We start from the raw sequence: 13,775 nt of genomic DNA on the forward strand, positions 1-13,775 counted from the left end.
GACGAGGTCACGCGGGTGGCGAACGAGGTGGGTGCCGAGGGCCGGCTGGGCGGTCAGGCGCAGGTGCCGGGCGCGGCGGGGACGTGGAAGGACCTCACCGATTCGGTGAACACGGTCTTCCGGAACCTCACGATCCAGGTGCGGGACATCGCGGCGGTGACCACGGCGGTCGCCGACGGTGATCTCTCGCAGAAGGTCACCGTGGACGTGGCCGGGGAGATGCTGGAGCTGAAGAACACCGTCAACGGGATGGTCGATCAGCTCTCCTCCTTCGGTGACGAGGTCACGCGGGTGGCGAACGAGGTGGGTGCCGAGGGCCGGCTGGGCGGTCAGGCGCAGGTGCCGGGCGCGGCGGGGACGTGGAAGGACCTCACGGACTCCGTCAACACGGCGTTCCGGAACCTCACCGGCCAGGTGAGGAACATCGCGGCGGTGACCACGGCCGTGGCCAACGGCGATCTCTCGCAGAAGGTCACCGTCGATGTCGCGGGCGAGATGCTCGAACTGAAGAACACCGTGAACACGATGGTGGACCAGCTGTCGTCGTTCGCCGACCAGGTGACGCGGATGGCCCGGGACGTGGGCACCGAGGGCCGGCTCGGCGGTCAGGCCCGCGTGGACGGTGTGTCCGGGACGTGGAAGGAACTCACGGACTCCGTCAACTCGATGGCCGGCAACCTCACCTCGCAGGTGCGCAACATCGCGCAGGTGACGACGGCGGTGGCGCGGGGCGACCTGTCCCAGAAGATCGACGTCGACGCGCGCGGCGAGATCCTGGAGCTGAAGAACACCATCAACACGATGGTCGACCAGCTCTCCTCCTTCGCCGACCAGGTGACCCGGGTGGCCCGGGACGTGGGTACGGAGGGCCGGCTCGGCGGTCAGGCGCAGGTGCCCGGGGTCGCCGGTGTGTGGCGGGACCTGACCGAGTCGGTGAACGGCATGGCCGGCAATCTGACCGGCCAGGTCCGCAACATCGCGCAGGTCGCCACTGCGGTGGCCCGCGGCGATCTGTCCCAGAAGATCACCGTGGACGCGCGCGGCGAGATCCTGGAGCTGAAGAACACGCTGAACACGATGGTGGACCAGCTGTCGTCGTTCGCGGAGGAGGTCACCCGGGTCGCCCGCGAGGTGGGTACGGAGGGCCAGCTCGGCGGTCAGGCCGAGGTGCAGGGCGTCTCCGGCACCTGGAAGGACCTCACGCAGTCGGTGAACTTCATGGCGAACAACCTGACGATCCAGGTGCGCCAGATCGCCGAGGTCACGACCGCCGTCGCCAAGGGCGACCTGTCGAAGAAGATCACCGTCGACGCCAAGGGCGAGATCCTCGAACTCGTCACCACCGTCAACACGATGGTGGACCAGCTGTCGTCCTTCGCCGAGCAGGTGACCCGGGTGGCCCGCGAGGTGGGCACCGAGGGGATCCTGGGCGGTCAGGCGCACGTGCCGGGCATCACCGGCATCTGGAAGGACCTCAGCGGCAACGTCAACCTGATGGCCAAGAACCTCACCATGCAGGTGCGGAACATCTCCCAGGTCGCTGCCGCCGTCGCCAACGGCGACCTGACCCGTACGGTGACGATCGAGGCGGCCGGCGAGGTCGCGGAGCTGGCCGACACCTTCAACAGCATGGTGAAGACGCTCAGTTCGTTCGCCGACCAGGTGACCAAGGTGGCCCGTGAGGTGGGCACGGACGGCATCCTGGGCGGCCAGGCGCACGTACCCGGTGTGGCGGGCACGTGGAAGGATCTCACCGAGTCCGTGAACTCGATGGCGTCCAACCTCACCGGCCAGGTCCGCAACATCGCGATGGTGACGACCGCCATCGCCAAGGGCGACCTGACCAAGAAGATCGACATCGATGCCCGCGGCGAGATCCTTGAACTGAAGACGACCATCAACACGATGGTGGACCAGCTGTCGTCCTTCGCCGAGGAGGTCACCCGGGTGGCCCGGGAGGTGGGCACCGAGGGGCAGCTCGGCGGCCTCGCGCGCGTGCGGGACGTCGACGGCACCTGGCGGGACCTCACCGAGTCGGTGAACGAGATGGCCGGGAACCTGACCCGGCAGGTGCGTGCCATCGCGCGCGTGGCCACGGCGGTGACCCGGGGCGACCTGAACCTCAAGATCGACGTCGACGCGTCCGGCGAGATCAAGGAGCTGCAGGACTACATCAACAAGATGATCGCCAACCTGCGCGACACCACGATCGCCAACCAGGAGCAGGACTGGCTCAAGGGCAACCTCGCCCGGATCTCCGCCCTGATGCAGGGCCGCCGGGATCTCGACGACGTGGCCTCGCTGATCATGAGCGAGCTGACGCCTGTGGTGTCCGCGCAGCACGGCGCGTTCTTCCTCGCGCTGCCGTTCCTCGACGGCAAGGACCTGGCCCCGGACAACGACGACCAGTACGAGCTGCGCATGCTGGGCTCGTACGGCTACTCCATGGGGTCCATGCCGGCGTCGTTCCGGCCGGGTGAGGCGCTGGTGGGGACGGCCGCGAAGGAGAAGCGCACGATTCTGGTGGAGAACGCCCCGAGTGGTTATCTGAAGATCTCCTCCGGGCTCGGCGAGGCGCCCCCGGCGCAGGTGATCGTGCTTCCGGTGCTCTTCGAGGGGACCGTGCTCGGCGTGATCGAGCTGGCGTCGTTCACGCCGTTCACGCAGATCCAGAAGGACTTCCTGAACCAGATCGCGGAGATGATCGCGACCAGCGTCAACACCATCTCCGTCAACACCAAGACCGAGGTGCTGCTGAAGCAGTCGCAGGAGCTGACCGAGCAACTGCGGGAGCGGTCCGACGAGTTGGAGAACCGGCAGGAGGCCCTTCAGGCGTCCAACGCAGAGCTGGAGGAGAAGGCCGAACTGCTGGCCCGGCAGAACCGCGACATCGAGGTCAAGAACACCGAGATCGAGGAGGCGCGGCAGGTCCTGGAGGAGCGCGCCGAGCAGCTCGCGGTCTCCATGCGCTACAAGAGCGAGTTCCTGGCGAACATGTCGCACGAGCTGCGCACCCCCCTCAACTCGCTGCTGATCCTCGCCAAGCTGCTCGCGGACAACGCCGAGTCGAACCTGACGCCCAAGCAGGTCGAGTTCGCCGAGACGATCCACGGGGCCGGCTCGGACCTGCTCCAGCTGATCAACGACATCCTGGACCTGTCGAAGGTCGAGGCGGGCAAGATGGACGTCTCGCCGACCCGTATCGCCCTCGTCCAGCTCGTCGACTACGTGGAGGCCACCTTCCGGCCGCTGACGGCGGAGAAGGGCCTCGACTTCTCCGTACGGGTCTCGCCGGAGCTGCCCGCCACGCTGCACACGGACGAACAGCGTCTGCTGCAGGTGCTGCGGAACCTGCTGTCCAACGCGGTGAAGTTCACCGACTCGGGGGCCGTGGAGCTGGTCATCCGGCCGGCCGGCGCGGATGTGCCGGTGGCCATCAAGGAACAGCTGCTGGAGGCGGGCTCGCTGCGGGACGCGGACGCCGACATGATCGCGTTCTCGGTGACGGACACCGGCATCGGCATCGCGGCCAGCAAGATGCGGGTCATCTTCGAGGCGTTCAAGCAGGCGGACGGCACCACGAGCCGCAAGTACGGCGGTACGGGCCTCGGCCTGTCCATCTCGCGGGAGATCGCCCGGCTGCTGGGCGGGGAGATCCATGCGCAGAGCGAGCCGGGACGCGGGTCCACCTTCACCCTGTACCTGCCGCTGCACCCGAGCGAACTGCCCCCGCAGGGCTACGCCCTCAACGCTCCCGCCACGTTGGAGGCGGGGGACCTGCTGGCCTCCGAGAACGAGCTGGCCGAGCGCACCGAGACACCGGCGGAGGTGAAGTCGTACCGCGAGACCCAGAACGGGGCCGCGGCGCTCTTCCGCCGGCGCCGCAGGTCCGTGCCGGCCGCGACCGGCTCCGACCTGCTCCAGCCGGGCAACGGGCAGCCGCAGGAGCACTGGGCGCAGCAGGCCGCGCAGGAGGCGGCGGCGCAAACGCGCCGGACGATCCGCTTCGACGGTGAGAAGGTTCTCATCGTCGACGACGACATCCGCAACGTCTTCGCGCTCACCAGCGTCCTGGAGCAGCACGGCCTGTCGGTGCTGTACGCCGAGAACGGCCGTGAGGGCATCGAGGTCCTGGAACAGCACGACGACGTGACGGTCGTCCTGATGGACATCATGATGCCGGAGATGGACGGATACGCGACGACCACGGCGATCCGCCGGATGCCGCAGTTCGCCGGACTGCCGATCATCGCGTTGACGGCGAAGGCGATGAAGGGCGACCGGGAGAAGGCGATCGACTCGGGGGCCTCGGACTATGTGACGAAGCCCGTCGATCCGGATCATCTGCTGGCGGTCATGGAGCAGTGGATGCGGAGTGAGTGACAGGAGGTGCGGCCCGTGGTCACAATCCGTCGAGAGGCGCGCGGAGTTGCTGACTGAGTGTGGCCGAGGCCGTGTAGGAGCGCGGGATTCGGGGAACCTTCTGGTCCCCGCTTGCGTTTCTGCTACGAGCACAGTGACATCACGGTGACAGGGTGTGGCGACGGGCGGGGTGCGGCTACGATGACCGGCACAAGGACGGGTGGCGCGAGGGAGTCGTCCCCTGGGGTGACACCGACCGGTGTCGCGCCGAGTCCTGCGGACAGGGGAGGCCCCAAGCCGGGGCGAGGAGGGCGGGCCATGGTGCAGAAGGCCAAGATCCTCCTGGTCGATGACCGGCCGGAGAATCTGTTGGCGCTGGAGGCCATCCTCTCCGCGCTCGATCAGACACTGGTGCGGGCATCGTCCGGGGAGGAAGCGCTCAAGGCGCTGTTGACGGATGACTTCGCGGTCATCCTGCTGGACGTCCAGATGCCGGGAATGGACGGCTTCGAGACGGCCGCGCACATCAAGCGGCGTGAACGGACCCGGGACATCCCGATCATCTTCCTCACCGCCATCAACCACGGACCGCACCACACGTTCCGTGGGTATGCGGCGGGTGCGGTCGACTACATCTCGAAGCCGTTCGATCCCTGGGTGCTGCGGGCCAAGGTCTCGGTGTTCGTCGAGCTTTATATGAAGAACTGTCAGCTCAGGGAGCAGGCGGCGCTGCTGCGGCTTCAGTTGGAGGGCGGCGGCAAGGGCGCCGCGGGCGGTTCGAAGGAGCCTTCCGGCGGCATTCTCGCCGAGCTGTCCGCGCGGCTCGCGGCCGTCGAGGAGCAGGCGGAGGCGCTGTCCAAACAGCTCGACGACGACTCGGCGGACGCCGCGGCGGTCGCCACCGCCGCCCATCTCGAACGCAAACTGACGGGCCTGCGCCGGGCGCTGGACGCGTTGGAGCCGGGCACGGGCGGTCCGTCGTCGTTGCCGTCGCCGAACTGAGCAGGTTCCCGGGCGAGTTCCGCGGCGGATTCCCGGGTGCGTTTCCGGGTGCTTGCCTGGGCGCGGGCGGGGTCGGGCAAGTGACCTCGGGCCGCGCCCGTTCGCGTCGGCCGCCGTGGAGTCTGAGGGCCTGTCTGAGGTCCTGTCACACCGCGTCAGCTTCGGGGTCCGGAGTTCGCGACACGAACGGGTGAAGCAGTAGGCACACGTGTCGGCTGTGGTCTCCACCGGTAACCTCACACTCATGGCCTCACGTCAGTCCGCAGCGAAGAAGCCGCCCGCGAAGAAGGCGGCCACTCCGACGAAGGCTCCGGCGAAGAAGGCCCCCGCGAAGAAAGCCGCCGCCAAGAAGGCACCCGCCAAGAGGGCGGCGGCGAGGAAGACGGCCCCTCCGAAGCCGGCGCCCAGTCCCACCGGAGGCGTGTACAGACTCGTACGCGCCGTCTGGCTCGGTGCCGCGCACGCCGTCGGCGCCGTCTTCCGTGGCATAGGGCAGGGCGCGAAGGGTCTCGACCCGGCGCACCGCAAGGACGGCGTCGCGCTCCTGCTGCTCGCTCTCAGCCTGATCGTCGCCGCCGGTACCTGGTCCAACCTGCGCGGCCCGGTCGGCGATCTCGTCGAGATGCTCGTGACCGGCGCCTTCGGCCGCCTCGACCTGCTCGTGCCGATACTGCTCGCGGTCATCGCCGTGCGGTTCATCCGGCATCCCGAGAAGCCCGAGGCCAACGGCCGCATCGTCATCGGCCTGTCCGCGCTCGTCATCGGCATCCTCGGCCAGGTCCACCTCGCGTGCGGCTCGCCCGCGCGCAGCGCAGGGATGCAGGCGATAAGGGACGCCGGGGGGCTCATCGGCTGGGGCACGGCCACCCCGCTGACCTACACCATGGGCGAGGCCCTGGCCGTGGCGATGCTCGTGCTGCTCACCGTCTTCGGACTGCTCGTCGTCACCGCGACACCGGTCAACGCGATCCCGCAGCGGCTGCGGCTGCTCGGGCAGAAGCTGGGCATCATCGCCGACGACGAGGACGACGTCGTCGAGTACGGCGAGGACGACGCCCGCTACGACGAGCAGTGGCGGGACTCGCTGCCCGCGCGCCCCCGCGGGAGGCGGGGCTCCGCCCCCGAGCCGTACGACCCCGACAGTGCCGAGCAGGAGGCCCTCACCCGGCGCCGCCCGAGGCGCTCCGCGGTACGGCAGCCGGACCCGAACCGGCCGATGGACGCCGTGGACGTCGCGGCGGCGGCCGCCGCCGCGCTCGACGGGGCGGTGCTGCACGGAATGCCGCCCTCGCCGGTCGTCGCCGACCTCACCCAGGGCGTGAGCGTGGGCGACCGGGAGGAGACCACTCCCGTCCCGGCCGCGCGCAGCAAGCCGCCCAAGGAGGCACCGCCCGCCGCCAGGCCGCCCAAGGGCGCCCGGCAGGACGCCCTGGTGCCGGATCTGACCAAGAAGGCCCCGGACGAGCCCCGCGAGCTGCCGGCGCGCGCCGAGCAGCTGCAGCTCTCCGGCGACATCACCTACTCCCTGCCCTCGCTCGACCTCCTGGAGCGGGGCGGCCCCGGCAAGACCCGCAGCGCCGCCAACGACGCCATAGTGGCCTCCCTGTCGAACGTGTTCTCGGAGTTCAAGGTCGACGCCGCCGTCACCGGCTTCACCCGAGGACCGACGGTCACCCGGTACGAGGTCGAGCTGGGCCCGGCGGTGAAGGTCGAGCGGATCACCGCGCTGACCAAGAACATCGCCTACGCCGTCGCCAGCCCGGACGTACGGATCATCAGTCCGATCCCCGGCAAGTCGGCCGTCGGCATCGAGATCCCCAACACCGACCGCGAGATGGTCAACCTGGGCGACGTCCTGCGTCTCGCGGACGCGGCCGAGGACGACCACCCGATGCTGGTCGCGCTCGGCAAGGACGTCGAGGGCGGCTATGTGATGGCCAACCTGGCGAAGATGCCGCATGTGCTCGTCGCGGGTGCGACCGGCTCCGGCAAATCTTCGTGCATCAACTGCCTGATCACCTCGGTCATGGTCCGCGCGACCCCCGAGGACGTCCGCATGGTCCTCGTCGACCCCAAGCGCGTGGAGCTGACGGCGTACGAGGGGATCCCGCACCTCATCACGCCGATCATCACCAACCCCAAGCGGGCCGCCGAGGCACTGCAGTGGGTCGTGCGCGAGATGGACCTGCGCTACGACGACCTGGCCGCGTTCGGCTACCGGCACATCGACGACTTCAACGAGGCCATCCGCAACGGCAAGGTCAAGCTGCCCGAGGGCAGCGAGCGCGAGCTGTCGCCGTACCCGTACCTGCTGGTGATCGTGGACGAGCTGGCCGACCTGATGATGGTCGCGCCGCGCGACGTCGAGGACGCGATCGTGCGGATCACCCAGCTGGCGCGCGCGGCCGGCATCCATCTGGTGCTCGCCACACAGCGGCCGTCCGTGGACGTCGTCACCGGTCTGATCAAGGCGAACGTGCCCTCCCGGCTCGCCTTCGCCACCTCCTCGCTCGCCGACTCCCGCGTCATCCTCGACCAGCCCGGTGCCGAGAAGCTGATCGGCAAGGGTGACGGGCTGTTCCTGCCGATGGGGGCGAACAAGCCGACCCGTATGCAGGGCGCGTTCGTGACCGAGGACGAGGTCGCGGCGATCGTGCAGCACTGCAAGGACCAGATGGCGCCGGTCTTCCGGGACGACGTCACCGTGGGCACCAAGCAGAAGAAGGAGATCGACGAGGAGATCGGCGACGACCTCGACCTGCTGTGCCAGGCGGCCGAGCTGGTCGTCTCCACCCAGTTCGGCTCGACCTCGATGCTCCAGCGCAAGCTGCGCGTCGGCTTCGCCAAGGCCGGGCGGCTCATGGACCTCATGGAGTCGCGGGGCATCGTGGGGCCGAGCGAGGGCTCCAAGGCACGTGACGTTCTTGTGAAACCCGACGAGCTGGACGGCGTGCTGGCCGTGATCCGGGGGGAGACTGAGGCGTAAGGGCCGCGGGCGGGATCGCGGAGGGGCGCGAGAAGGGCGCACGGCAGAGAGAACCGGTTGTCCGGCGGGCGGAACGGGGATGCGATTACGGCATCCGGGTATTCGAACGTGACTCACCCGTAAGGAAATGGTGAGCAACCGTTTCCCTTCGGCGTACGTCAAGTTGGACGAGGGGACAGCCCCGTGCCCCACCCTCACCACCAGCAGGATGACCGGCCATTCTGATGGCGTACAAAGTCCCACCGCCCGGTTGCCCCACCCTTTCGTACCCCCCCTAGACTGAACTTCCAGCACAGGTGGCTACACGCTCGAAAGGCGCCCCCGTGTCCATCGGCAACTCCCCTGACGGCAACTTCCCCGAAGACGAGCGTCCGTTCGAAGACGACCGTGACGAACGCTCGGCGGAACGCCCCTCGATCGGTCGTGCCCTCCAGCAGGCACGCATCGCGGCGGGGCTGACCGTCGACGACGTCAGCAACGCCACCCGGGTCCGCATCGCCATCTTGCACGCGATCGAGCAGGACGACTTCGCCCCCTGCGGTGGCGATGTCTACGCGCGCGGTCACATCCGCACCCTCGCGCGCGCGGTGCGCATCGACCCCGCCCCGCTGCTCGAACAGTTCGACGATGCCCACGGCGGACGGCCCGCGCCGACGCCCGCGGCCCCATTGTTCGAGGCGGAACGGATCCGGCCCGAGCGGCGCGGCCCCAACTGGACCGCCGCCATGGTCGCCGCGATCGTCGCGGTGATCGGCTTCGTCGGCTTCACCGCCTTCGACCGCGGGGACGACGACGGCTCCGGCACCCAGGCCGCGGAGGGCTCCACGCCCACGACCAGCAAGCCCGCCCCGTCCAAGCCCAAGACCGACAAGCCCGACGCCGACCCCAAGGCCGACCCGACCGACAGCGCCATCGCGGCAGCGCCCCGCGACAAGGTGACCGTGCGGGTCAGTGCCTCCGACGGGCGCAGCTGGATCTCCGCCAAGGACCACAACGGCCGGCTCCTGTGGGACGGCCTCCTCAAGCAGGGCGAGTCCAAGACCTTCCAGGACGGCTCCAAGATCGACCTCGTCCTCGGCGACGCCGGGGCCGTCCGGCTCTACGTCAACGGCAAGAAGATCGAGGACGATTTCCAGCCCGGCCAGGTCGAACGACTGACGTACACGAAGGGTGACCCCGAGGTCGGCTGAGCCGCCGGTATGTCCGGGCCACGGATGTACAGACGATTCAAAGGAAAACGCGTGCGACGGGGTTGGCCAGGATCGGCCAACCCCGTCGACGTGGGCTGTCACTGGGACGAAGTAGTCTTGAGCCCATGCCTGAACGCCGTACCGTCGCACTCGTCACTCTTGGCTGCGCCCGTAACGAGGTGGACTCGGAGGAGCTCGCAGGCCGCTTGGAGGCGGACGGCTGGGAGCTCGTCGAGGACGCCGAGGAAGCGGACGTCGCGGTCGTCAACACCTGTGGCTTCGTCGAGGCCGCCAAGAAGGACTCCGTCGACGCGCTCCTGGAAGCCAACGACCTCAAGGGTCACGGCAGAACCCAGGCCGTCGTGGCGGTCGGCTGCATGGCCGAGCGGTACGGCAAGGAGCTGGCCGAGGCGCTGCCCGAGGCCGACGGCGTGCTCGGCTTCGACGACTACGCGGACATCTCCGACCGCCTGCAGACCATTCTGAACGGCGGCATCCACGCCTCGCACACCCCGCGCGACCGCCGCAAGCTGCTGCCGATCAGCCCGGCCCAGCGCCAGGAGTCGGCGGCCGAGGTCGCACTTCCGGGGCACGCCCCGGTCGATCTTCCGGAAGGGCTCGCTCCGGCTTCCGGGCCGCGTTCGCCGCTGCGCCGCCGTCTGGACGGTTCACCCGTCGCCTCCGTGAAGCTCGCCTCCGGCTGCGACCGCCGCTGCTCCTTCTGCGCCATCCCCTCCTTCCGCGGCTCCTTCATCTCCCGCCGCCCCTCGGACGTCCTGAACGAGACCCGCTGGCTGGCCGAGCAGGGCGTCAAGGAGGTCATGCTGGTCTCCGAGAACAACACCTCGTACGGCAAGGACCTCGGCGACATCCGGCTGCTGGAGTCCCTGCTGCCCGAGCTGGCCGATGTCGACGGCATCGAGCGAGTGCGGGTGAGCTACCTCCAGCCCGCCGAGATGCGGCCCGGCCTCATCGACGTGCTCACCTCCACGCCCAAGGTCGTGCCCTACTTCGACCTCTCCTTCCAGCACTCCGCCCCGGCCGTGCTCCGCTCCATGCGCCGCTTCGGCGACACCGACCGCTTCCTGGAACTGCTCGACACCATCCGCGCCAAGGCACCCGAAGCCGGCGTGCGGTCCAACTTCATCGTCGGCTTCCCCGGCGAGAGCGAGGACGACCTCGCCGAGCTGGAGCGTTTCCTGAACGGCGCGAGACTGGACGCGATCGGTGTCTTCGGTTACTCCGACGAGGACGGCACCGAAGCGGCGACGTACGAGAACAAGCTGTCCGAGGATGTCGTCGCCGAGCGGCTCGCGCGGGTCTCCCGGCTGGCCGAGGAGCTGGTCTCGCAGCGTGCCGAGGAGCGCGTCGGGCAGACCGTGCGCGTGCTGGTCGAGTCGGTCGACGGCGAGGAGGGCGCGTACGGCCGGGCCGCCCACCAGGCGCCCGAGACCGATGGCCAGGTGCTCTTCACGAGCGGCGAGGAGCTGAGCGTCGGCCTTATGGTCGAGGCGAAGGTGGTCGGCACGGAAGGCGTCGATCTGGTGGCCGAGGTGCTTCCGGGCTCGCACGGCTCCCACGTGTGTACTGAGGAGGCGGCCAGATGACGGGAGTCCCGGCATCCGCGGCGGGCGGCACCTCCGGCGCCAAGGGCGCGACGAGCGCCCCGGGCGTTCCCGGCGCCCCGAGCGCCGCCGCCTCCAGCGCTGCCGGGGAGGCACGGTCCGTGCGTGGCGGGAAGCTGGGAGCCGCCGCCGTCGACCAGGCCAGCCTCTGGAACATCGCGAACATCCTGACCATGGTCCGCCTGGTCCTCGTACCGGGCTTCGTCGTGCTGATGCTCATGGACGGCGGGTACGACCCGGTCTGGCGGGCCTGGGCGTGGGCCGCCTTCGCCGTCGCCATGATCACCGACGTCTTCGACGGCCATCTCGCCCGGACCTACGACCTCGTCACGGACTTCGGCAAGATCGCCGACCCCATCGCCGACAAGGCGATCATGGGTGCCGCGCTGATCTGTCTGTCCTACCTCGGTGATCTGCCGTGGTGGGTGACCGGCGTCATCCTCGGCCGTGAGCTCGGGATCACACTTCTGCGCTTCGTCGTCATCCGGTACGGAGTCATCCCGGCGAGCCGCGGCGGCAAGCTGAAGACCCTGACCCAGGGCATCGCCGTCGGGATGTACGTCCTGGCACTGGAGGGACCGCTGGCCACCCTGCGGTGGTGGGTGATGGGCGCGGCGGTCATTCTGACAGTGGTCACGGGAATCGACTATGTGAGACAGGCCATTGTGCTGCGCCGACAGGGAACCGCCGAGCGCCAGGCCGCGGCGGAGGGAGCGGAACATTGACGTCCACGGCCGCCGAAGTGCTGCGACTACTGACGGTGAGGGGTGAGACGCTCGCCGTCGCCGAGTCGCTGACCGGTGGTCTGGTCGCGGCCGCGCTCACCGCGGCCCCCGGCTCCTCGCAGGCGTTCCGTGGCTCCGTCACCGCGTACGCCACGCAGCTCAAGCACCAGTTGCTCGATGTCGACGCCACCCTCCTGGAGCAGCGGGGGGCGGTGGATCCGCAGGTCGCGGCCCAGATGGCCGAGGGTGTCCGCAAGGCGCTCGGCGCCGACTGGGGAATTTCGACCACCGGGGTCGCGGGTCCCGAACCGCAGGACGGCCAAGCCGTCGGCACGGTCTACGTGGCCGTCACCGGGCCGTCCGCCTCCGATTCCGGCGTATCACGTGGCGGGAAAGTGTCGTCGTTGCGGTTGAACGGCGGCCGGGCGGAAATCCGTATGGAGAGTGTACGGAGCGTACTCGCACTGCTTCTTGAGGAGCTTGCGGGCGAACAGACCGGAAATGAGCGGGCACAGGATACGGAACAGAACGGGGGGACCTGATGTTTGCAGCCCTGAGTGAACACAACAGCGCTCCCCGCACGGCCGCAGCGCAAGGCGGTACGGTGGGGCGTGAAGGATGCGGCTACGCGGTCCGAGGAGGGAGCCACCGATGATTCTGCTCCGTCGCCTGCTGGGTGACGTGCTGCGTCGGCAGCGCCAGCGCCAGGGCCGTACTCTGCGCGAAGTCTCCTCGTCCGCCCGAGTCTCACTCGGCTATCTCTCCGAGGTGGAGCGGGGGCAGAAGGAGGCGTCCTCCGAGCTGCTCTCCGCCATTTGCGACGCGTTGGACGTACGGATGTCCGAGCTCATGCGGGAAGTGAGTGACGAGCTCGCCCTTGCCGAGCTGGCCCAGTCCGCAGCGGCCACCGAGCCGGTGCCAGCACCAGTGCGTCGACCGATGCTCAACTCCGTCTCGGTGGCCGGTGTGCCGCCGGAGCGGGTCACGATCAAGGCACCCGCCGAAGCGGTGGACGTCGTCGCGGCCTGACCTGCCGCGACGGTGTGCGTGAGGTTGGGCGCGTGCCGGTGCAATAGGAGAAGCGAAACGGGAGCCCCGGTCGGGGCCTCCAGGGAGACCTGGGGGCGCCGGCCGGGGCTTTCGCGTCGCGCCTGTCGCGGGTCGGGGGCGGAGTCGGGGCCCGGGCCGGGGAGCCGGGCCCCGCCCGTTTGCCGGGGTGGTGGTGTGCGGTCATGGTGGAGGGGCGGAACGGGGACCTGCGCGCGACGCGTTCATATGTGCGGGCGCACGGGGTCGTACGGTCGTCTCAAGAATCCGGAGCTGCGCTGATGTACGTGGTGAAGAGTCCGCTGTCCGAGGCCGATCTCAGGACCGTCTCCGAGGCGCTGCAGGGCGCCCTCGTCGATCTCGTCGACCTCTCCCTCGTGGCCAAGCAGATCCACTGGAACGTGGTCGGGCCGCGCTTCCGCTCGGTCCATCTCCAGCTCGACGAGGTCGTCGACACCGCACGGCTGCACTCCGACACGGTCGCCGAACGCGCCTCCACCCTGGGTGTCTCGCCGGACGGGCGGGCCCGGACGGTGGCCGGGAGCAGCGGGATCGGCACGGTCCCGGACGGCTGGGTCAAGGACGCGGACGCGGTAGGGACCCTGGTGGACGCGCTCGGCGCGGTGATCACCCGCATGCGGACGCGAGTGGAGAGCACCGCGGACGCGGATCCGGTGAGCCAGGACATCTTCATCCAGATCACGGCGGATCTGGAGAAGCACCACTGGATGTTCCAGGCGGAGAACGGTTAGCGCGACGTCGTCCGGCGCACGCGAGCCGGCGCCGCACTTCCGCGCGCCACCGGCTCGGTGGGCCGTGCGCCCCGGCGCCGGTGGGT

General features: G+C 69.3%; 9 protein-coding genes. All 9 read left to right on the plus strand.

All coding sequences use genetic code 11. The annotated features are described in order from the left end of the window. Positions 1 to 4,383, plus strand: a 4,383-nt coding sequence (locus ACZ6BB_RS00030) for a HAMP domain-containing protein (protein ID WP_471613050.1), incomplete at its 5' end; no start/stop codon positions are given. Positions 4,384 to 4,680: 297 nt separating this feature from the next. Continuing rightward, on the plus strand, positions 4,681 to 5,364 hold the full coding sequence (locus ACZ6BB_RS00035; protein ID WP_471613051.1) for a response regulator: 684 nt from the start codon (positions 4,681 to 4,683) through the stop codon (positions 5,362 to 5,364). A 244-nt stretch (positions 5,365 to 5,608) separates the two neighbouring features. After that, entirely contained in the window at positions 5,609 to 8,350 is a 2,742-nt protein-coding gene (locus tag ACZ6BB_RS00040; RefSeq protein WP_471613052.1) for an FtsK/SpoIIIE family DNA translocase, read from the plus strand. 323 nt (positions 8,351 to 8,673) lie between these two features. Beyond that, positions 8,674 to 9,540, plus strand: coding sequence for a helix-turn-helix domain-containing protein (locus tag ACZ6BB_RS00045; RefSeq protein ID WP_471613053.1), 867 nt, complete (start codon positions 8,674 to 8,676; stop codon positions 9,538 to 9,540). 125 nt (positions 9,541 to 9,665) lie between these two features. Beyond that, positions 9,666 to 11,147: a 30S ribosomal protein S12 methylthiotransferase RimO gene (gene rimO / locus ACZ6BB_RS00050; protein ID WP_471613054.1), complete on the plus strand. Its 1,482-nt coding sequence runs from the start codon at positions 9,666 to 9,668 to the stop codon at positions 11,145 to 11,147. Next, on the plus strand, positions 11,144 to 11,890 hold the full coding sequence (gene pgsA / locus ACZ6BB_RS00055; RefSeq protein WP_471613055.1) for a CDP-diacylglycerol--glycerol-3-phosphate 3-phosphatidyltransferase: 747 nt from the start codon (positions 11,144 to 11,146) through the stop codon (positions 11,888 to 11,890). The genes rimO and pgsA overlap by 4 nt, the downstream gene beginning before the upstream one ends. After that, entirely contained in the window at positions 11,887 to 12,432 is a 546-nt protein-coding gene (locus tag ACZ6BB_RS00060; RefSeq protein WP_013000304.1) for a CinA family protein, read from the plus strand. Before pgsA ends, ACZ6BB_RS00060 begins: the two co-directional genes overlap by 4 nt. Positions 12,433 to 12,541: 109 nt before the next feature. Beyond that, complete coding sequence (locus tag ACZ6BB_RS00065) at positions 12,542 to 12,919, plus strand: helix-turn-helix domain-containing protein (RefSeq protein ID WP_005481441.1); 378 nt, start codon at positions 12,542 to 12,544, stop codon at positions 12,917 to 12,919. 299 nt (positions 12,920 to 13,218) lie between these two features. Further along, positions 13,219 to 13,689, plus strand: coding sequence for a Dps family protein (locus ACZ6BB_RS00070; protein ID WP_471613056.1), 471 nt, complete (start codon positions 13,219 to 13,221; stop codon positions 13,687 to 13,689). Positions 13,690 to 13,775: the final 86 nt, after the last annotated feature.

The sequence above is a fragment of the Streptomyces sp. NPDC041108 genome, assembly GCF_055592645.1.

Bases quoted from the DNA above. Each gene is read 5' to 3' on its own strand.
- ACZ6BB_RS00035 (WP_471613051.1), top strand. From the start codon at position 4,681: ATGGTGCAGAAGGCCAAGATCCTCCTGGTCGATGACCGGCCGGAGAAT.
- ACZ6BB_RS00040 (WP_471613052.1), top strand. From the start codon at position 5,609: ATGGCCTCACGTCAGTCCGCAGCGAAGAAGCCGCCCGCGAAGAAGGCG.
- rimO (WP_471613054.1), top strand. From the start codon at position 9,666: ATGCCTGAACGCCGTACCGTCGCACTCGTCACTCTTGGCTGCGCCCGT.
- pgsA (WP_471613055.1), top strand. From the start codon at position 11,144: ATGACGGGAGTCCCGGCATCCGCGGCGGGCGGCACCTCCGGCGCCAAG.
- ACZ6BB_RS00065 (WP_005481441.1), top strand. From the start codon at position 12,542: ATGATTCTGCTCCGTCGCCTGCTGGGTGACGTGCTGCGTCGGCAGCGC.
- ACZ6BB_RS00070 (WP_471613056.1), top strand. From the start codon at position 13,219: ATGTACGTGGTGAAGAGTCCGCTGTCCGAGGCCGATCTCAGGACCGTC.